Origin of the sequence: Xenorhabdus yunnanensis, assembly GCF_028598805.1 — a bacterium.
Taxonomy (GTDB): domain Bacteria; phylum Pseudomonadota; class Gammaproteobacteria; order Enterobacterales; family Enterobacteriaceae; genus Xenorhabdus; species Xenorhabdus yunnanensis.
In genome coordinates, this window is record NZ_JAQRFI010000045.1 from 17,949 (window position 1) to 37,915 (window position 19,967).

The 19,967-nt window shown below is 44.1% G+C and carries 19 protein-coding genes; 4 read left to right on the forward strand and 15 right to left on the reverse strand.

The window, feature by feature from the left end; all coding sequences use genetic code 11:
• From fabZ to rpsB, 12 genes are all read right to left on the reverse strand, one after another.
• Window positions 1-453, reverse strand: a complete 453-nt coding sequence (gene fabZ, locus PSI23_RS16180) for a 3-hydroxyacyl-ACP dehydratase FabZ (protein ID WP_092517739.1) — start codon at window positions 451-453, stop codon at window positions 1-3.
• A 168-nt stretch (window positions 454-621) separates the two neighbouring features.
• A complete protein-coding gene (lpxD, locus tag PSI23_RS16185; RefSeq protein WP_273556057.1) occupies window positions 622-1,650 on the reverse strand; it encodes a UDP-3-O-(3-hydroxymyristoyl)glucosamine N-acyltransferase in 1,029 nt (342 codons plus the stop codon).
• A 4-nt stretch (window positions 1,651-1,654) separates the two neighbouring features.
• A complete protein-coding gene (gene skp / locus PSI23_RS16190) occupies window positions 1,655-2,152 on the reverse strand; it encodes a molecular chaperone Skp (protein WP_273556058.1) in 498 nt (165 codons plus the stop codon).
• Window positions 2,153-2,303: 151 nt separating this feature from the next.
• A complete protein-coding gene (bamA, locus tag PSI23_RS16195) occupies window positions 2,304-4,685 on the reverse strand; it encodes an outer membrane protein assembly factor BamA (RefSeq protein WP_273556059.1) in 2,382 nt (793 codons plus the stop codon).
• A 34-nt stretch (window positions 4,686-4,719) separates the two neighbouring features.
• Complete coding sequence (gene rseP, locus PSI23_RS16200; protein ID WP_273556072.1) at window positions 4,720-6,075, reverse strand: sigma E protease regulator RseP; 1,356 nt, start codon at window positions 6,073-6,075, stop codon at window positions 4,720-4,722.
• 6 nt (window positions 6,076-6,081) lie between these two features.
• The gene (gene cdsA / locus PSI23_RS16205) at window positions 6,082-6,945 is read right to left on the reverse strand and encodes a phosphatidate cytidylyltransferase (protein ID WP_273556060.1); all 864 of its coding nucleotides are present in this window, start codon (window positions 6,943-6,945) and stop codon (window positions 6,082-6,084) included.
• 9 nt (window positions 6,946-6,954) lie between these two features.
• On the reverse strand, window positions 6,955-7,707 hold the full coding sequence (ispU, locus tag PSI23_RS16210; protein ID WP_273556073.1) for a (2E,6E)-farnesyl-diphosphate-specific ditrans,polycis-undecaprenyl-diphosphate synthase: 753 nt from the start codon (window positions 7,705-7,707) through the stop codon (window positions 6,955-6,957).
• Between the two features lie 280 nt (window positions 7,708-7,987).
• Window positions 7,988-9,184, reverse strand: coding sequence for a 1-deoxy-D-xylulose-5-phosphate reductoisomerase (ispC, locus tag PSI23_RS16215; RefSeq protein ID WP_273556061.1), 1,197 nt, complete (start codon window positions 9,182-9,184; stop codon window positions 7,988-7,990).
• Window positions 9,185-9,368: 184 nt separating this feature from the next.
• Entirely contained in the window at window positions 9,369-9,926 is a 558-nt protein-coding gene (gene frr / locus PSI23_RS16220; protein WP_273556062.1) for a ribosome recycling factor, read from the reverse strand.
• Window positions 9,927-10,114: 188 nt separating this feature from the next.
• The gene (gene pyrH, locus PSI23_RS16225; RefSeq protein ID WP_273556063.1) at window positions 10,115-10,843 is read right to left on the reverse strand and encodes a UMP kinase; all 729 of its coding nucleotides are present in this window, start codon (window positions 10,841-10,843) and stop codon (window positions 10,115-10,117) included.
• Between the two features lie 144 nt (window positions 10,844-10,987).
• The gene (tsf, locus tag PSI23_RS16230; RefSeq protein ID WP_273556064.1) at window positions 10,988-11,845 is read right to left on the reverse strand and encodes a translation elongation factor Ts; all 858 of its coding nucleotides are present in this window, start codon (window positions 11,843-11,845) and stop codon (window positions 10,988-10,990) included.
• Window positions 11,846-12,028: 183 nt separating this feature from the next.
• The gene (gene rpsB / locus PSI23_RS16235; protein WP_092517717.1) at window positions 12,029-12,754 is read right to left on the reverse strand and encodes a 30S ribosomal protein S2; all 726 of its coding nucleotides are present in this window, start codon (window positions 12,752-12,754) and stop codon (window positions 12,029-12,031) included.
• 562 nt (window positions 12,755-13,316) lie between these two features.
• On the opposite strand from rpsB, the gene map reads away from it, so the two are divergent.
• The 3 genes from map to dapD all read left to right on the forward strand — a co-directional run bounded on the left by map (window position 13,317) and on the right by dapD (window position 17,813).
• Window positions 13,317-14,114: a type I methionyl aminopeptidase gene (map, locus tag PSI23_RS16240; RefSeq protein WP_273556065.1), complete on the forward strand. Its 798-nt coding sequence runs from the start codon at window positions 13,317-13,319 to the stop codon at window positions 14,112-14,114.
• A 182-nt stretch (window positions 14,115-14,296) separates the two neighbouring features.
• The gene (glnD, locus tag PSI23_RS16245) at window positions 14,297-16,951 is read left to right on the forward strand and encodes a bifunctional uridylyltransferase/uridylyl-removing protein GlnD (protein WP_273556066.1); all 2,655 of its coding nucleotides are present in this window, start codon (window positions 14,297-14,299) and stop codon (window positions 16,949-16,951) included.
• A 37-nt stretch (window positions 16,952-16,988) separates the two neighbouring features.
• On the forward strand, window positions 16,989-17,813 hold the full coding sequence (gene dapD / locus PSI23_RS16250; protein ID WP_273556067.1) for a 2,3,4,5-tetrahydropyridine-2,6-dicarboxylate N-succinyltransferase: 825 nt from the start codon (window positions 16,989-16,991) through the stop codon (window positions 17,811-17,813).
• A gap of 79 nt (window positions 17,814-17,892) precedes the next feature.
• Here dapD and PSI23_RS16255 read toward each other — a convergent pair whose 3' ends face one another.
• The gene (locus PSI23_RS16255) at window positions 17,893-18,294 is read right to left on the reverse strand and encodes an HVO_A0114 family putative DNA-binding protein (protein ID WP_273556068.1); all 402 of its coding nucleotides are present in this window, start codon (window positions 18,292-18,294) and stop codon (window positions 17,893-17,895) included.
• Window positions 18,295-18,298: 4 nt separating this feature from the next.
• Window positions 18,299-18,682 carry a toxin-antitoxin system TumE family protein gene (locus tag PSI23_RS23670; RefSeq protein WP_273556074.1) on the reverse strand — a complete coding sequence of 128 codons (384 nt, stop codon included), beginning with the start codon at window positions 18,680-18,682 and terminating at the stop codon, window positions 18,299-18,301.
• 176 nt (window positions 18,683-18,858) lie between these two features.
• On the opposite strand from PSI23_RS23670, the gene PSI23_RS16265 reads away from it, so the two are divergent.
• The gene (locus PSI23_RS16265) at window positions 18,859-19,245 is read left to right on the forward strand and encodes a DUF3461 family protein (protein ID WP_273556069.1); all 387 of its coding nucleotides are present in this window, start codon (window positions 18,859-18,861) and stop codon (window positions 19,243-19,245) included.
• Between the two features lie 135 nt (window positions 19,246-19,380).
• Here the strand turns inward: PSI23_RS16265 and PSI23_RS16270 are convergent, their stop codons facing one another.
• Window positions 19,381-19,827, reverse strand: a complete 447-nt coding sequence (locus PSI23_RS16270) for a flavodoxin (protein ID WP_273556070.1) — start codon at window positions 19,825-19,827, stop codon at window positions 19,381-19,383.
• Window positions 19,828-19,967: the final 140 nt, after the last annotated feature.

The window sequence follows — 19,967 nt, forward strand, 5'->3', positions numbered from 1 at the left end:
TTAAGCCTCTCGACGGCGAGCGCACATCATTTCGGCTTCGCAAGCCACTTCTCCATCGACTTTCGCTACGCCCCTGAAACGCGCAACACCGCGACGTTCTTTAATAAATTCTACTTCCATTATCATTTGATCACCTGGCAGAACCGGACGCTTAAAGCGAGCGCCATCAATCGCTGCAAAGTAATACAATTCACCTGGCTCCAGCGATCCTACACTTTTGAATGCCAGAATACCGGTAGCTTGGGCCATTGCCTCAAGGATCAGAACACCAGGGAAAATTGGTTTACCCGGGAAATGCCCCTGAAAGAATGGTTCATTAAATGATACATTCTTGACTGCGCGCAGAAATTTACCTTCCTCAAAATCTAAAACACGATCTACCAGCAAAAACGGGTAGCGGTGAGGCAGTAAATTTAAAATCTCTTCAATTTGTAGAGTATGATTATCACTCATCTAAATACTCTTCCTGTCATATAAGAATCATAATATTAACGACACGGCCTGCGTTAACTCCAAATTAAGAGTTATCAGGCAGGCCGCAAAAATCAAAAGCACAACCAAAAATGCTAATTAAAAACGTTTAATCAAAGATGTCTACCCAAGATCAAGATGCTAGTATGATTATTCGTTTTCACCTTCCAGTTGGCGTTCAACTGACTTCAATCGCTTATTCATTTCGTTGATGCTCATGACTAAAGCGGCAGTCTTACGCCAGACTTTGTTCGGTTGTAACGGGATGCCCGACGAATATACGCCAGGCTCTGTAATTGGACGTATCACCATGCTCATACCAGTCAAGCTCACTTTATCACAGATTTCTATGTGCCCATTAATGACACTGGCTCCACCAATCATACAGTAACGACCAATTTTCAAACTACCCGCCATAACGACACCACCAGCTATTGCTGTGTTGTCTCCGATCGTCACGTTGTGGGCAATCTGGCATTGGTTGTCTATGATAACACCATTACCGATAACTGTGTTATCCAACGCCCCCCGATCGATTGTTGTGCAAGCACCGATTTCAACGCGATCTCCGATGATCACTGTGCCTATCTGTGGGATTTTAATCCAATTTCCACTTTCATTGGCATAACCAAAACCATCAGAACCTATAACAGTTCCTGATTGGATCAAGCATGATTCACCAATTTCAACATTATGGTATACCGATACATTGGCCCATAGGCGAGTTCCTGCGCCAATCCGTGCGTTTTTTCCAATAAAGCAACCCGCGCCAACGATGGTATTGTCACCAAGCACAACGCCGGACTCGATAACCGCATTAGCACCAATTGCTACATTTTTGCCCAGAACCGTCTCAGAGGAGATAACCGCTGATGGGTGAATATCCTGTGCAGCTTTTGGGGTCGTATCCATAATTTGTGCCATGCGTGCATAGGCAAGATAAGGATCATCGACAATCAACGCGGCAACCTTGCAGTGAAGAAGGTCTGCTTCACGCAGCACAACAGCCGCAGCCTGACACGCAGAAAGCTTGTCAGTATAGCGACTGTCGGATAAAAATGTAATTTGCTCGTTATTTGCTGAATTCATTGGCGCAATACCGGTGATGACGATATCGCCATCACCCTGCAATTGCGCATTCAACTGCTGAGCGAGATCAGCCAATCGAATTGAAACCATCTACTTATTTAACCTGTTTCAGTACTTCTGCAGTGATATTTTTACCAGATGCAGAATACACAGCGGCACTTGCATCCAGAACAAGATCGTAACCTTCTTTGCCTGCTACCACCTTAACTGCATCCTGAATACGGCTCATAAGTTTATTGCGTTCTTCCATATGGCGACGACGATTATCGTTTTCAAAACTCTGCCCTTTCTGAAGAAATTCATCACGTTTCACCATCACTTCTTTTTCCAGTTTTTCACGTTCACTGGCTTTCATTGTTGAGCCATCACGCTGTAATTTCTGGATTTTGGTTTGCAGATCAGATTCCATACGCTGTAATTCGGTTGCGCGGCCTTTAAACTCGCTGTCCAACTGTTTTGCCACAGCTTCACGAGCAGGTAATTGTTGGAAAACTTCAGCAACGTTCACTACAGCAATTTTATCTGCCGCCTGAGCACCTACAGAAAACGCTAATGCCATACCCAAACTTGCTGCACACAATATTTTTTTCACTATAAACTCCTTTGACCTACGCTATTTTACAAATTGGAAAACTTAGAGCCTATCCCACTGAGCTATATATCTTGCCCTTTTCAATTTGGAATTCACTCACAATATCGCCTTATCTAATAGTAGAGCGATTTTTACCAAAAATGATTAATAATTACCAAACTCCGCCAATATTGAACTGGAACTGCTCCGATCTATCACCTTCGTATTCCTTAATTGGCTTCGCATAAGAGAAGCTCAATGGCCCTAATGGTGATATCCATTGCAAAGCAATACCGGCTGAAACACGGATATTATTTGGTTTACTATAGTCTGGCATCCCAGCGTAAGTCTTCGTCCAATTGGTATCCCACACAGTTCCTGCATCCACAAATAGAGAAGTCCGCAGGGAATTGGAATATTTAGCATCCAAGAATGGTGTGGGGGTAATCAGTTCGAAGCTGGCAACTGCCGTCGCGTTACCTCCCACAGCATCACGGGATGGGCTATTTTTCTCTGGTTGACCAGTCTTATCTAAATAAACAGCTTTCGGGCCAATATTATTCGAACGGAAGCCACGAACACTGCTGGTACCGCCGGCATAGAAGTTTTCATAGAATGGCATTTCTTTGCCACCAAAACCGCCGCCATACCCTAGACGTGTACGCCCCATCAGCACCCATGAATGAGCATCATTCAATGGATAATAGCCTGCTGAGTTCCAAGTGACTTTATAGAACTGATTATCTGAGCCAGGGATTGTCACTTTCGCATCCAGAGATGATTTCAGGCCCGATGTTGGGAAGAAACCCCGGTTAAGATCGTTGTAAATCCATCCCACAGTTATCGCGAAGTCATTGGAATCAAATTTCGCCTTGTCATCAAAATTTGTTTTCCTGCCCATCTTGTCCAAATAACGCCACATCGCAGCCTGTGGTCGCATGTTAGACAAGGAGTTATGTATATAACCCAGTCTCAATGATAAGCCGTTATTTTCATTCAATGGGAAGCCGAGCGTTCCCTCAGTACCATATGCTTTATTAGTATAATTCGAAAGATCAGCATCATTAGCACGGAAGTCATTATAGAACACACGTCCACCCAAACTTACACCATCGACAGTGAAGTAAGGGTTAGTTATGGATAAGTCGGCCGAAGTTGAATAGTCATTTTTACTGGCGTTGATACCTACAGAGTTTCCGGTTCCCAGCCAGTTAGCCTGCTGGACACCAACTTGGAAACTCATGCCACTTTCTGTACCGAAACCAACACCAAAGTTCATGGAACCAGTATTACGTTCTTTGACTTTGTAAACTACGTCAACCTGATCTGGGCTGCTCGGTAAACGTTCAGTCTCCACATCAACAGAGTCAAAATATCCCAATCGATTCAGGCGTTCTTTGCCCTGTTCAACCAAATCACTCCCCAGCCATGCGCCTTCCATCTGACGCATTTCACGACGCAGTACCGAATCTTTACTAATATCGTTGCCTGAAAAGCGGATTTTACGCACGTAGAAACGATTGCCGGCATCAACATTTACATGCAGCTTAACCGTTTTATCCGCATCGTTGATTTCAGGTTGTGTCATCACACGAGGATAAGCATAACCATGGCGACCAAGCAGGTTTTTGATTGCTTTTTCCATCTTGGTCACTTCTGCACCGTTATACAGTGAGCCCGGCTCAATTTTAGTCAATTCGCCGATTTGAGACTGATAACCAGCCAAATTACCATTCAAATCAACACCTGCGATTTTGTATTGATCGCCTTCGGTGATATTGACAGTAATATAAATATCTTTCTTCTCTGGCGTCAGGTTAACTTGAGTCGAGTTGATGTTGAAACGAGCATAGCCTCGATCAAGATAGAAACTGCGCAGGGTTTCAAGATCACCTGCTAATTTTTGTTTCTGGTATTTCTGATCAGCCATCATATTCCACCAAGGAACATCGTCCCTAAGTTGGAAATGGTTAAGCAGCTCATTAGTTGAAAATGCTTTATTGCCAACAATATTAATTTGTTGGATCTTGGCAGAAACCCCTTCAGAGAAAATAAGCTTCAAATCAACACGGTTGCGGGGCAGTGGCGTGACTACAGCTTTTACTGTCGCGCTGTATTTACCAACACTATAATAGAAATCTTCCAGCCCTTTCTCAATATTGGACAGCATGGTGCGATCGAGGGCTTCACCAACACGAACACGCGAAGCCTCAAGATTTTGCTTGAGCATATCATCTTTCACCGATTTGTTGCCGGAGAAAGTAATACTGGCGATAGTTGGCCGTTCTTTTACTTGAACAACAAGTGAATTGCCATCACGTAAGACACGAACATCTTCAAAGTTTCCAGTTGAGAACAATGAGTGAATCATGCGGCTAATATCTTCATCACTAACCGTATCACCTACTCGAACTGGCATGTTCAGTAATGCTGCACCAACGGTGACACGTTGAAGACCCTCAAAGTGAATGTCCCGAACTACGAATCCGTCTGAACCGTATGCAGTGGCGCTGCCGAACAGCAGCGACGCTATGAGCAACTTTTTCATCGCCATCGTTGTTATGCGTTTTCCTAACCGGTCCCCCACCTTAAAAGCGGGAGAAATCATTGAAAAGTGCAAGCCCCATTAATAACACCAGTAATATAGCACCAATGCGATAACTGAAGTCTTGTACACGCTCGGAGACTGGCCCTCCCTTGATCTTTTCGATAGCAAGGAAAAGCAAGTGTCCACCATCTAGTACGGGTAATGGGAACAAATTAATGATCCCAAGGTTGACGCTAATCAGCGCCAGAAACATTAAATAATACACCAAGCCAGAATCAGCCGATACTCCGGCACCTTTGGCAATGGAAATCGGGCCGCTCAGGTTATTAAGTTTTAAGTCGCCCACAATCAATTTGCCGATCATCTTGACTGTCAGCTTCATCAATTGCCAGGTTTTATCTCCTGCCTCATAAATGGCAGAAAGAGGTCCATATTGCTGAATAACTTTGTATTCATCCGCCAATGGAATGATTTTCAGTTCGGCGCCAGCAAAACCCTCCTCACGATCATTGGACAATTTTCTGACTTCAGGAGTCAGAGACAGAGAAATCATTCCACCTGCCCTTGCAACGTCCAATTTTAGAGGAATACTAGGATTCTTCCTGACAAAAGAAGAAAAAGTGTGCCATACATCTACATCTTGACCATTGACTTTAACGATCCTATCCCCACTTTGTAAACCCGCTTTTTCAGCAGCAGAAGCAGGATGAACTTTTTCCACTTGCGAACTAATCTGTGGAACAACAGGCATAATTCCCAAAGACAGCAAAACATCCTGTCTGGACGGATCGAAAGTCCATGTACGCAAATCCAGAGTTTTTTGAACACTATCAAGCGACGCCATGGGTAAGACATCCACGGCTACCGATGTCGCACCTACTTTACCTATCATGGCAAGGCGTACTGAATTCCAATCAGGAGTTTCGATACCATTAACAGCTTTTAGTTCCATTCCAGGCAAAATATTTGCCTGTGCGGCAATAGAATTTGGCTTCACATCCAACACTACAGAGCGCACGGATGGCACGCCAATCACAAAAACCAGCCAATAAGCGAACACCGCCAGAATGAAGTTTGCGATTGGTCCTGCACTGATAACCGCCGCGCGCTGACCAATAGTTTTGTTATTGAATGCCATATGACGACGTTCGGGAGAAACTTCTCCTACCCGCCCGTCGAGCATTTTGACATATCCACCAAGTGGGATAAGGGCGATAACGTATTCAGTTCCCTGTTTATCTGTCCGACGCCAAAGCACTTTGCCAAACCCGATGGAAAAGCGTTCAACGTAGATACCACATCGTCTGGCAACCCAAAAATGACCAAACTCATGCACTGTGATGAGAACACCTAAAGCAACAATAAATGCAGCCAGATTCCAGAGAATATCCATTATGTACCTTCAGAGAATAAATCCAGAAGAAATCAACATAACCAGCCCAGCGAATACTGGAACCGCCGCTGTTAAACTATCAACCCTATCCATAACACCACCGTGCCCCGGAATCAATTGACTGCTGTCTTTGATCCCGGATTCCCGTTTGAACATACTTTCAGTCAAATCCCCAAAGACCGAGGCAATAACCACCACCGCAGAAATCAGCAACAAATGTTCTGGCATCGCGGGGACAGGGGCAAATTTCCCAAACAACCACGAAATCAGCCCAGCAGTTAATAACCCACCGACAAGTCCCTCAAGTGTTTTGCCTGGTGATACTTTGGGAGCCATTTTATGCTTACCCATTGTGCGACCAAAAATATAAGCACCTGAATCGGCAGCCCATACCAGCAGCATGACGTACAGCAACCACCAAGCACCGTCATAGCTATTATTTTCATAGCCCTGAGTACGCAGCACCATCATTCCACAATAAAATGGCACGATAGTCAGAACCCCAAATAGCAGACGCAAAATAACTGATGATTTCCAGATGGAAGCAGAAGTCGGATAAGTTACCACCAATAAAATGGCGACCACCCACCAAAGCATGCCAGCCCATAATAGATATACAATTTGTGGTTTTTCAATAAGATGAGAAAAATCCGACAAAGAGAACTGTAAGGCTAATAACCCTACAGCAAATAACACGGCCAGCGTGATACGTTTAACTTGAGTGAAGAGACCTGCAAATTGTCCCCATTCCCATGCAGCAAGTGCTGATACAGCGATGACAACCAACCCAAACCCTGACGGAGGGAGGACGAACAACGCTACAATAACAAGTGGAATCAATATCAACGTAGTTAAAAGACGGTACTTCAGCAAGTTCTCCTCCTATGATCCCACTTCGGCATCGTCTGGTATTGCTCCGCCAAATCGGCGTTCTCGTTTAACAAAGGCATTAATAGCACCTTCAAAAGAAGTTTCATCAAAATCAGGCCAAAGTATATCGGTAAAATACAATTCTGCATAAGCGATCTGCCATAACAGGAAATTACTGATACGATGTTCGCCTCCGGTTCTAATAACCAGATCAACTTCGGGCTGCCGACTTAAACTGATAAAGCTACCCACTGTAGCTTCGGTGATCTCTTCTGGAACCAATTCATTTGCTTTAATTTTTTCAGCAATTTGTTTAACACTCTGAATCAGATCCCAACGACCACCATAGTTAGCGGCAATATTAAGCTGCAATCCGGTATTGCCCGCTGTCAATTCAACTGAACGGCGGATACGCTCCTGTAATCGTGAGCTAAAACGACTGATATCACCAATAACAGACAGTTTCACATTGTGCTTATGCAGGTTTTTTATTTCATTATCGAGGGCAAAAACAAACAAATCCATCAATGAACTGACTTCCTGCTGTGGGCGATTCCAGTTTTCGCTGCTAAAAGCATATAGCGTCAGCGATTCAATGTTATGTTTAACTGAAAAACTCACGGCACTCCGTACTGCTTTAATTCCTGCACGGTGACCAAAAATTCTTAATTTGCCACGCTTTTTTGCCCAGCGACCATTACCATCCATAATGATGGCAACATGTCTGGGTAATGCTGGCAATGAGTCACTATCACTGGGAGATATCACTCAAAATAATCCTTAAATAACTAAGCTGACTTTTCGATAAATCCAATCACTTCCAAACATGAAAAAGCCGTGTTACGTGTCAATAATTACCACGGATACCACGGCTATTTCTGGCATGACCTGAATGAAAGCCTTTATCTCTGGTAAGCTCTTACATGCTTATCCATGATTAGAATGCAGGAACCAGATAATTGAATTGGCTATTATAGCAACTATAATTCACTCGCGAACTATACCATTTGCCTAAACGCAAACATATATTTATTAACAAAACTTGCTATTTGACAAAAGTTCTTATGATTTCTCTTGCCAAGGCTCTTGCTGTGCTATCGATTTCTAGAACTTCTTCGATACTTTGAGGTTCAGGTAAATTTACTTTTTCCACTACCAATCGATTGATTGTCGCAATATCGGTGAAACGGATTCCATCGTTTAAAAAAACATCAACGGTTTCTTCGTTTGCTGCATTCAAAGCCGTTGTTGCCGCCTGTCCTTGATGACAAGCCTCAATAGCCAATTTTAAACAAGGGTAACGCTGATAATCCAGAGGCTCAAAAGTGAGCATGCTCAATTCAGTAAAATCCAATGGCTTTGCACCGGATGAAATGCGATTAGGATAGGCCATCGCATAGGCAATTGGGGTACACATATCCTGCGTTCCTAGCTGTGCAATGATGCTGCCATCCTGATAACGAACCATTGAGTGGATGATTGATTGGGGATGCAATAATACTTCCATTTCATCTGAAGATGCATTGAACAGGTAACACGCTTCGATATATTCCAATCCCTTGTTCATCATGGTGGCAGAATCAACAGAAATTTTACGTCCCATTGACCAGATAGGATGGGCACACGCTTCATCTGGAGTAACATCAGGTAATTGATCTAAAGGTGTCTTGCGGAACGGTCCGCCCGATCCCGTCAGAATAATGCTGGAGATACCGTGTTCTTTTAAATTTATATTGCCAAGGTTGTGCTGAACTACCTCTGGCAGACTTTGGAAAATGGCATTATGTTCACTATCAATTGGCAACAGTTGTGCTTTATATTGAGCAACCGCATCCATAAACAGACGACCACTGGTAATCAGAGATTCTTTGTTAGCCAGCAGTACTTGTTTGCCCTTACGGATAGCCGCCAAAGTCGGCAATAAACCTGCAACACCGACAATGGCTGACATGACCTGATCGACTTCGTCCAATGCAGCTAAATCACAAATGGCGTCTTTACCGAACAGAACTTCAGTCTGGCTTCCCTGCTCCTGCAATAACTGGCGCAGAGCCTTCGCCGACTGCTCATCTGCCATTGCAGCATATTGTGGATGGAACTCCAAACATTGCTGTGCCATGACTTCAATATTTTTCCCAGCAACCAGTGCGACTACACTGAATTTATCCGGGTTATTTCGGACAACAGAAAGCGTACTTTTCCCAATCGAACCCGTTGAGCCAAGAATAGTTAACCGTTTCATTTTAATACTCTAAGTATGCTACTGATATAAAATCACAATGGAAAATCACAACAGAAAATCGTAATAGTTTGAGCGGAATAGAGCGCTATGTCCATCGCTTGAGAAAGAAATGTGATAAGAAGTGTAATATCAAAGATAAGAACAACGCCGCAATTCTTGCGGCGTTGTATGCATGAAATGGCAATTAGAAATCCATCAACTCAGTTTCTTTATTTGCCAGCGCTTCATCAATTTTCTTAATGAAGCTGTCGGTCAGTTTCTGAACGTCGTCTTGTGAACGACGTTCTTCATCTTCACTGATTTCTTTGTCTTTCAGTAAAGTTTTAACCTTATCGTTCGCATCACGACGAATGTTACGGATGGATACACGACCCTGTTCCGCTTCGCCACGAACAACTTTAATCAGATCTTTACGGCGCTCTTCTGTCAGTGGTGGCAATGGAACACGTATAGTAGTTCCAGCAGAAGATGGGTTCAGGCCCAGGTCAGAAGCCATAATTGCTTTTTCGATAGCCGCAGTCATGGAACGATCAAATACTGTGATCGCCAAAGTGCGAGCATCTTCTGCAACAACGTTTGCAATCTGACGCAGAGGAGTCGCTGAGCCATAATATTCAACGCTGATGCCATCCAGCAGACTAGGAGAAGCACGGCCAGTACGAACCTTGCTAATTTGGTTTTTCAGTGCTTCGACGCTTTTTTCCATGCGGTCTTGTGCGTCTTTTTTGATTTCATTAATCACGTTACAAACCCTTGAGAAATGGTTATTTTCCAGACCATCCATACGTAAATCACCCAGATGTAAATCACAGATAAGGTGAATCAAATACGCTAAAGAATATATGGCCCTGTGTCATTAAGTTTGGCGCATCAGGACACTGATCATACCGTCAAATTTCACCGATGTCTCTGAGCACGAATTATGAAAAATCAGTTGTGAGAGATCAACGTACCTTCATTTTCTCCCATCACAACACGACGAAGTGCGCCTGGTTTGTTCATATTAAAGACACGAATTGGCAGGTTATGGTCACGGGCCAGCGTAAAAGCTGCCAGATCCATCACTTTCAATTCACGCTCCAATACATCCTGATAAGTGAGATTATTGTAGAGAACGGCTTCAGGATTTTTTGCAGGATCAGCAGAATAAACGCCATCAACCTTGGTCGCTTTTAACACAACATCCGCTTCAATTTCAATGCCACGCAGACATGCAGCGGAATCTGTTGTAAAGAACGGGTTACCAGTACCCGCAGAGAAAATAACAACACGACCGTGACGCAGTAAGCTGATCGCCTCAGCCCAGCTATAATTGTCACACACACCATTCAGTGGGATGGCAGACATCAAACGAGCGTTCACATAGGCGCGGTGCAAAGCATCACGCATTGCCAGACCATTCATCACAGTCGCCAACATACCCATGTGATCGCCTACTACACGGTTCATTCCTGCTTCTGCCAAACCAGCGCCACGAAACAGGTTGCCTCCTCCAATAACGACACCGACCTGAATACCCAGCTCAACCAGTTCTTTGATTTCCTGAGCCATGCGGTCTAAGACGCTGGCGTCGATACCAAAACCTTCTGCGCCTTGTAGGGCTTCTCCACTGAGCTTAAGCAGGATTCTCTGATATACGGGTTTTGCATTGGTTGCCATGGTGTTCAGTCCTAAGCAGATAAGGAATATTGGGGATTTATTACGACTTACTCAACTATTACACATCCACGCTATACAGCCCAGATGTAAAAATTCATCATCAGATAAAACAGAACCGCCAATCGGCGGCTCCGTTTAAGAAAATTAAGACTTTTTGCTCATTGCAGCAACTTCTGCCGCGAAATCAGCTTCAACTTTCTCAATACCTTCACCCACTTCGAAGCGGATGAAGTTGATTACGTTAGCATTGTTTTCTTTCAGCAGATCGCCAACAGATTTGCTTGGGTCCATCACGAAGCTCTGACCAGTCAGAGAGATTTCGCCGGTGAATTTGTTCATACGGCCAGAAACCATTTTCTCTGCGATTTCGCGAGGCTTACCAGATTGCATTGCGATTTCCAGCTGGATCTGGTGTTCACGCTCAACTACGTCAGCAGGAACGTCAGTTGGGTTAACGTATTCTGGCTTGCTTGCAGCAACGTGCATTGCGATGTGCTTGATCAGTTCTTCGCTTGCGCCTTCAGCAGCAACCAGAACACCGATACGAGCGCCGTGCAGATAAGAACCAACTGCTTCACCTTCCAGGATAGCAACGCGACGAATGTTGATGTTTTCACCAATTTTCGCTACCAGAGTAGTGCGCTGTTCTTCGAACTGAGCTTTCAGTGCGTCGATGTCAGAGCTTTTGTCTGCCATAACAGAAGCGATAACTTCTTTACCGAATGCCAGGAAGCCTGCATCTTTAGCAACGAAGTCAGTTTCACAGTTCAGTTCAACGATAGCTGCGAATTTAGCATCAGCCGCAACTTCAACTAGGATAACACCTTCAGCAGCAACACGGCCTGCTTTCTTAGCCGCTTTTGCCTGACCTGATTTACGCATGTTATCGATAGCCAGCTCGATATCACCATTTGCTTCAACCAGTGCTTTCTTACATTCCATCATGCCTGCGCCAGTACGCTCACGCAGTTCTTTTACCAGAGCAGCGGTAATGTCAGCCATTTGTTTTATTCCTCGATGTGTCTCGCGGGAAGATAATATTCCGCGTGGAAAGTTCTATATCAGATAAAAGCTCTATATCAGATAATAGTTCTATATCAGATATGTAAAGGGGGCCATGACAGGCCCCCTAACCAATATATTTCAATACCTGGTCAATAAGGGCTCAAGAATGAGCATGCCTTATTATTCAGCGTCTGCAAGACCTTCTTCAGCCTGAACAGCCAGATCTTGAGAACGACCTTCACGAACAGCGGTAGCTGCAGCGGTCAGGTACAGCTTAACTGCACGAATTGCATCGTCGTTACCAGGGATGATGAAATCAACACCGTCTGGATCAGAGTTGGTATCAACGATAGCGAATACTGGGATACCCAGGTTATTTGCTTCTTTGATAGCAATGTGTTCGTGTTCAGCATCGATAACAAACAGAGCATCAGGCAGGCCGCCCATGTCTTTGATACCGCCCAGGCTGTTTTCCAGTTTGCCAAGCTCACGAGTACGCATCAGAGCTTCTTTTTTGGTCAGCTTGTCAAAAGTACCGTCCTGAGACTGAACTTCCAGATCTTTCAAGCGCTTGATTGACTGGCGAACAGTTTTCCAGTTAGTCAGCATACCACCTAACCAACGATGGTTAACGAAGTATTGGTCACAGCTCAGTGCTGACTCTTTTATTGCTTCGCTAGCAGCACGCTTGGTGCCAACAAACAGAATTTTACCTTTACGGGAAGCAATTTTGTTCAGCTCGGCCAGTGCACCGTTGAACATTGGAACAGTTTTTTCCAGGTTGATGATATGAACTTTGTTACGAGCGCCAAAGATGAAAGGTTTCATTTTTGGGTTCCAGTAACGAGTCTGGTGACCGAAGTGAACGCCCGCTTGCAGCATATCGCGCATGGAAACAGTTGCCATTTTAAACCTCTATAAAGTTAATTGGGGTTATGCCTCCACAGATCCCATGACACCGACTCTTTGACTGCAGACCATTCATATAAAGATTACTCATATAAATGGATTAACCGCATGAGAGCACCCCGGTGTATGTGCCGATCTGTGTGTGTTATTTACACATAATGAGTTTTATTTAGCATCTCTGTGCATTGCACTATACCAGCAACAATTACACAGAATACCGGCGCGCTTTATACCACAAACCGCCATCAGACTCCAACATTTGTTACAGCTATATATGTTACAGCGACATATGTTACAGCTACATTTGCTACCACCTCTGATAGTCTGTAGCCCAGCTGATAGTCTGTAATCCAATTGATAATCTGTAATCCAATTGATAATCTGTAATCCGATTGATAGCTTGTAATCCAACAGATATTCCGATCTCAATCTCAAACTATGGCTTGAAAAATGAGGGTTATATTGGCATACATTCGGTGGGCTGATACCATTAACGACAACACTTTTCTTAGTTAATATCAAGTAGTCGGTGATTTTCCGACTTAAATGGACCCATTTCATGGCTATTTCTATCAAAACAGAAGAAGACATTCAGAAAATGCGCGTTGCCGGACGTCTGGCAGCAGAAATTCTGGAAATGATTGAGCCTTATGTCAAGGCTGGTGTCACAACCGGTGAACTTGATCGTATCTGCCACGAGCACATCACCGAAAAACAGCAGGCCATCTCAGCTTGTCTGGGCTACCATGGCTTCCCCAAATCCGTGTGCATCTCCGTCAATGACGTGATTTGCCACGGCATTCCAAGCGATGACAAAATCCTGAAAGAAGGTGATATCGTCAATATTGACGTTACCGTCATCAAAGATGAGTTCCACGGTGATACTTCTAAAATGTTCATTGTCGGCAAGCCAACCATTCAAGGTGAGCGTCTGTGCCGTATAACACAGGAAAGCCTGTATATTGCCCTGAAAATGGTCAAGCCCGGCATCCGCCTGCGTACTATTGGCAAAGCAATTCAGCAATTTGTGGAAGGTCACGATTACTCTGTTGTCCGCGAATACTGCGGCCACGGCATCGGTAGAGTCTTCCACGAAGAGCCGCACGTTCTGCATTATGATGCTGATGATGGCGGTGTTGTATTGCAAAAAGGCATGGCATTCACCATTGAACCGATGGTCAATTCTGGAGATTTCCGTATCCGCACCATGAAAGATGGCTGGACAGTTAAAACCAAAGATCGCGGTTGGTCTGCACAGTACGAGCATACCATTGTCGTTACCGACAATGGCTGTGAAATCATGACTTGGCGCAAAGAAGAAGAAGCACATATCTCTGCGGTATTAGTGAACGCATAATTGCCAGCGAGCGCTTATCACCTTTAACCGAAAAGCAGCCAAGAAGTAACCAAGAAGCTCCCTGACAACTCACAGGGAGCTTTAATCTTTGTCACGAATACCTGTTCATCCCGCAATTTTCTCAGTAATCTGGTCATCATGGTCTGTTTCCTCATGAGCTTTCTCATAATAGGTCTCTACATATGCCAGTTGATATCTCCCTAGCACAAGCACCCGTTCCTCCCCTGTCTCCTGTGGAATTTTCCCACGATGATCTGCAATTTCCTGCCCTTAAACAGCATATTGATGAATTCCAGCTATGGCTTGAGCAAGCATTCAAGGCAGGGATTTCACCAGATGCACTGATTTACACCCGCAGTGACTATATTGATCAACTGTTAAAGCAATTATGGCGGGAACAAGGATTTGAGCTGATAGATTCTCTTTCTCTGATTGCAGTAGGTGGCTACGGTCGCCGTGAGTTGCATCCTCTTTCTGACATTGACCTGTTGATCTTGAGTGAATCGCCATTGACTGAGGAGCAATCAACTCGTATCGGGCAGCTTATTGCCCTGCTTTGGGATATCCACCTTGAAGTAGGGCACAGTGTCAGGACATTTGAAGAATGTCAGCAAAAAGGGCTTTCCGATCTCACTATCGCGACTAACCTCATTGAATCCCGCTTGATTTGTGGGGACTTACCTCTATTTCTACGATTGCAGAAATATATTTTCAGTGATGATTTCTGGCCATCAGCTCAATTTTTCGCAGCCAAAATCACTGAACAACAAGAACGCCATCAACGCTATCACAGCACCAGTTACAATCTGGAACCGGATATCAAAAGCAGTCCGGGTGGACTCCGCGATATTCACACATTACTTTGGGTCGCTCACCGCCATTTTGGCGCCACATCTTTAGATGAAATGGTCAATTTTGGTTTCCTGACCCAAGAAGAACGTAATGAATTGAATGAATGCCAGAGTTTTCTCTGGCGCATCCGTTTTGCGCTGCATTTGGTTGTGACCCGTTATGATAATCGACTACTGTTTGAACGCCAGTTCAGTGTCGCCCAACTGCTTGGTTATGAAGGGGAAAGAAATCAGCCAATCGAGCGAATGATGAAAGATTTCTATCGCGTGACTCGTCGTGTCAGAGAACTGAATAACATGCTGCTGCAATTATTTGATGAAGCAATTTTGGCATTGCAGTCCAATGAAAAACCACGCCTCCTGAATACTGAGTTTCAATTGCGGGGAAATCTCATCGATCTGACTGATGAAACGCTGTTTAGCCGTGATCCTACTTCAATAATGAAAATGTTTTATCACATGGCTGAACATCGTGAAATTAAGGGGATCTATTCCACAACATTGCGTCAACTTCGCTATGCCCGTAGAAACCTGAACAGCCCTTTATGTGAACTTCCCGCAGCACGAAAAATTTTCATGGATATTCTGCGCCATCCCCATGCCGTTGCCGGAGCATTACTTCCAATGCACCTTCATAGTGTATTAGGGGCTTATATGCCATTTTGGAGCAATATCGTCGGTCAGATGCAATTTGACCTTTTCCATGCTTATACCGTTGATGAGCACACTATCCGTGTACTGCAAAAATTGGAAAGTTTTGCTGATGAAAACAACCGGATGATCCATCCTCTGTGTGTTGAGCTTTATCCACGTCTTCCTCAACCAGAATTATTGCGGCTGGCGGCTTTTTTCCATGATATAGCCAAAGGACGCAATGGTGATCATTCTGAGCTTGGAGCCAAAGATGCCTTCGTATTTGCACAGCAACATGGCCTGACAAACCACGAAGCAGAATTAATCGAATGGCTGGTTCGCGACCATCTACTAATGTCAGTGACTGCACAGCGTCGGGATATTCAAGATCCGGAGGTCATTCAACAATTTGCAAGCCGGGTCAAAAACCAAAATCGTCTTAATTACTTAGCCTGCCTAACCGTCGCAGATATTTGTGCCACCAACGCCAAACTCTGGAATAGCTGGAAACAGAGCCTGATACGAGAACTCTATTTCACCACTGAAATCCAATTGCGTCAGGGTATTCAAAATCCCCCTGATTTACGGGAACGCATCCGCAATAATCGCTTGCAGGCATTGGCTCTTCTGCGACAAGAAAATATTGACGAACAGCGATTGCACAACATCTGGAGCCGTTGCCACGCAGATTATTTCCTACGTCATACCCCCGATCAGTTAGCATGGCACGCCAGCTACTTAATCCACCACAACTTCCCGGAACCAATGGTTCTGATCAGTACCGCATTTTCTCACGGCGGCACAGAAATTTTTATTTGGTGCCAAGATCGACCTTCGCTTTTTGCTGCCGTTGTTGGAGAACTGGACAAGCGTAATTTAAGTGTCCACGATGCCCAAATCTTCACTAATCGTGATGAAATGGCAATGGATACATTTGTTGTTTTGGAACCTAATGGTCATCCGCTGTCGCTTGATCGTCACGAACCTATCCGTCAGACCTTACTGCAAGTTGTGAATGATCCTCATCCTAAAATACCAAAAGCACGTAATTTACCTACCAAGTTGCGTCACTTTAATGTCCCGACCAAAGTGAACTTTCTACCAACAAAAAATACTCGCCGTACTTACATGGAATTAATTGCGTTGGATCAACCCGGATTATTGGCGCGGGTAGGCAATATTTTTGCTGAATTGGGGGTTTCCCTGCATGGAGCCCGCATTACGACTATCGGTGAGAGTGTCGAAGATTTTTTTGTATTAGCAGATAAAGATCAGAACGCATTACATAAAAAAATAAGGGATGAATTATCAGAAAGGTTGACAGAAGCCCTCAACACACGGGATAAACTATAGCAAGATTCTCTTAACAGAAATTAGGAACCGCATAATTATGCAACAATTACAAACGACTATCGAAAATGCATTTGAGAACCGTGTAAACATCACTCCCACTACCGTTGACAGCGCAACCCGTGATGCCATTAACCAGGTTATTCAAATGCTGGACAGCGGCAAACTGCGTATCGCCGAAAAGATCGACGGACAGTGGGTAACTCATCAATGGTTGAAAAAAGCGGTATTGCTTTCCTTCCGCATTAATGACAATCAGGTGATGGAAGGTGCTGAAAGCCGCTATTTCGACAAAGTACCAATGAAATTTGCTGATTATGATCAGGCACGTTTCGAAAAAGAAGGATTCCGTGTTGTACCTCCGGCGGCTGTCCGCCAAGGGGCATATATCGCCCGTAACACCGTGCTGATGCCATCTTACGTCAACCTTGGTGCTTATGTGGATGAAGGCACGATGGTAGATACTTGGGCAACAGTCGGTTCCTGTGCACAGATTGGTAAAAATGTTCACTTATCCGGTGGTGTTGGCATTGGTGGTGTTCTGGAGCCATTGCAGGCCAACCCCACCATCATTGAAGATAACTGCTTTATCGGCGCACGTTCTGAAATAGTAGAAGGCGTTATTGTAGAAGAAGGCTCTGTGATCTCAATGGGTGTTTACATCGGCCAAAGCACCAAAATCTATGATCGTGAAACTGGCGAAATCCATTATGGTCGTGTACCAGCGGGTTCTGTCGTGGTATCCGGTAATCTTCCATCCAAAGATGGCAGCTACAGCCTATACTGCGCTGTTATCGTGAAAAAGGTTGATGCCAAGACCCGTGGCAAAGTTGGTATTAATGAACTGCTGAGAAATATTGACTAAATTTTAAAAATAGCAGAAGCCACCCATCATTTGGGTGGCTAGATAAATACCGGAAAGAAAAACAGTGTCTCATTCGCATTCAAGCTGCTTTTTCCCCTTTTGAACAAGCTTTCATAATTCTTTCAGTAACATCCTGCTCAATCTTTATTTCAAAGTCGGTAAATAAAGCAATTGGTTTGACATTTTTTCCATTCTTTTCCAACCGCACAAGGCCATGTCGATTAAGTGTTTTTAACGTAGTTGACAAATTGCTTGGTTTTCTTCCGGAAAGCCCAGAAAGTTCAGCTATGGTTTCTGGCTTCTGCTCATCCATCATTCGAAGTAAAGCAATGTTGTTTTCACTCAATACTTGTGCCAGTGCTATTATGGATGTAAACCAAACCTTAGGCTCATCTGGTTGCGGTTTATATTCACCCTTAGCGATTGCCAATATACGTTTACGAATAAGTTCTTCATTCATTACGCCGATGAGTGCTTTCATTTTGCTAACCTCTAGATTCTCTCTCAGCTATGACTTCATCAATTTTAGCGAAAAAGTCCTCAATTAATTGATAAGGCGACGTGAACTCATATGGTACTCCTTTATCATGCGAGTTTCTGTGCATATGATCATAGACTATACGCCCCTTATATTTTCCTTTCTTAGGCATGGAAATGGCATGTACGTTATCCATACCAAATACTCTAGTGTTGTGTTTGTCGTGCAATGTCAAATTGTACCTGATTCCATGAGGTATCATCTTTGTTTTACTGACTGTCCACGCTCTTATTTCCCACCAGTAACCGTCATCCCGATTAACTCGTTGGCAATGAAGGTCTAACAAGATCTCTAGTCCATGTTCATAATCCACGATTAAAACTCCAATCATTGTTATGAACTGATCATATGTATGTTCATGAATGATTTCAAGCAATCTACTTGCTTTAATTTTGCGGAGATACCCTCAAGCGCCATTAACCAATTGACTTTTAACGATTACGAAATGGATAATAAATCCACTATTTTTTGCCTTTCCATTTCATTTAGGTGACTAGGTGGCGCGCTATGTATGATAACTTGAAAAGTTTGGGGATCACATATCCTGAAGATATTGATCGCTATAGCCTCCGTCAGGAAGCGAATAACGACATTCTGAAGATTTATTTTCGCAAAGATAAGGGCGAATTCTTTGCCAAGAGCGTTAAATTTAAGTATCCACGCCAGTTAAAAACCATCTCTGACGATCACTCAAGCCAAGGTTACAAAGAAATCAAAGAGATAAACACCAACCTGCGTTATGTGATTGAAGAACTGGATCAGATTTGCAAGCATGACCAGATCGAAATGGATTTGAAACATAAGATCCTCGACGACTTACGTCATCTTGAGCATGTCGTTGCGAATAAGATTGCAGAAATCGAAGCAGATTTGGAAAAACTGACTCGTAAGTAATATGTCAGTTGTGTCATACACCGCTTAACCTTCCGAGGCTCGAGTCAACTAAAGGAATAAGCGGTGTATAAATCCCTGTATTACATGCACTACATGCACTACATGCACTACATGCACTAAAACCATGCTAATGCACTACAATAGAGTTCCCCACTTCTCAATCCAGTCTTGGGCAAAAACTTCAGGCTCAACCACTTCAATAGCATCAATCAGCAGCATCTCACCGATTCGTTTGGCTCCCTGTTCCTGTAACAACTCATCAAAAGTGTGACCACCACCGCAGAAAGTGTCGTAACTACTGTCGCCCAGCGCAATCACGCCATAACGCAAATCGGGCTGGTAGCCCAACTTATCATTCAGCTCTGTATAGAGTGGCTGGATATTGTCAGGCAGATCGCCTTGCCCCGTTGTCGAAGTGACCACTAAAACAACTTGCTGTAAATAATCTTGCCATTGCGCTAAGGTTGCATCTTCAAAAATCTCGATCTCATGCCCCTGCTGTTCAAGGATCTGCTGCGCCTCTTCCGCAACCGCCAACGCATTGCCATAAACTGTACCAACGAAAACACCAATCTTTGCCATAAATATTGATCTCTTTAACTGGTTTGATACTAATACTACAGCCGTAATCCCTATTGTGCCATGATGGGGCTCTTCTTCCTTAAATAAAAGGCGGTGTCACATGCCATCCCCTGCCAAAATCTGGGAACAGGCGCTACAGG

What these genes read in the sequence shown, in the direction of transcription:
- fabZ (WP_092517739.1), bottom strand. Translation starts at nt 453, where the DNA reads ATGAGTGATAATCATACTCTACAAATTGAAGAGATTTTAAATTTACTG.
- lpxD (WP_273556057.1), bottom strand. Translation starts at nt 1,650, where the DNA reads ATGGTTTCAATTCGATTGGCTGATCTCGCTCAGCAGTTGAATGCGCAA.
- bamA (WP_273556059.1), bottom strand. Translation starts at nt 4,685, where the DNA reads ATGGCGATGAAAAAGTTGCTCATAGCGTCGCTGCTGTTCGGCAGCGCC.
- ispC (WP_273556061.1), bottom strand. Translation starts at nt 9,184, where the DNA reads ATGAAACGGTTAACTATTCTTGGCTCAACGGGTTCGATTGGGAAAAGT.
- pyrH (WP_273556063.1), bottom strand. Translation starts at nt 10,843, where the DNA reads ATGGCAACCAATGCAAAACCCGTATATCAGAGAATCCTGCTTAAGCTC.
- tsf (WP_273556064.1), bottom strand. Translation starts at nt 11,845, where the DNA reads ATGGCTGACATTACCGCTGCTCTGGTAAAAGAACTGCGTGAGCGTACT.
- rpsB (WP_092517717.1), bottom strand. Translation starts at nt 12,754, where the DNA reads ATGGCAACTGTTTCCATGCGCGATATGCTGCAAGCGGGCGTTCACTTC.
- map (WP_273556065.1), top strand. Translation starts at nt 13,317, where the DNA reads ATGGCTATTTCTATCAAAACAGAAGAAGACATTCAGAAAATGCGCGTT.
- glnD (WP_273556066.1), top strand. Translation starts at nt 14,297, where the DNA reads ATGCCAGTTGATATCTCCCTAGCACAAGCACCCGTTCCTCCCCTGTCT.
- dapD (WP_273556067.1), top strand. Translation starts at nt 16,989, where the DNA reads ATGCAACAATTACAAACGACTATCGAAAATGCATTTGAGAACCGTGTA.
- PSI23_RS16255 (WP_273556068.1), bottom strand. Translation starts at nt 18,294, where the DNA reads ATGAAAGCACTCATCGGCGTAATGAATGAAGAACTTATTCGTAAACGT.
- PSI23_RS23670 (WP_273556074.1), bottom strand. Translation starts at nt 18,682, where the DNA reads ATGATTGGAGTTTTAATCGTGGATTATGAACATGGACTAGAGATCTTG.
- PSI23_RS16265 (WP_273556069.1), top strand. Translation starts at nt 18,859, where the DNA reads ATGTATGATAACTTGAAAAGTTTGGGGATCACATATCCTGAAGATATT.
- PSI23_RS16270 (WP_273556070.1), bottom strand. Translation starts at nt 19,827, where the DNA reads ATGGCAAAGATTGGTGTTTTCGTTGGTACAGTTTATGGCAATGCGTTG.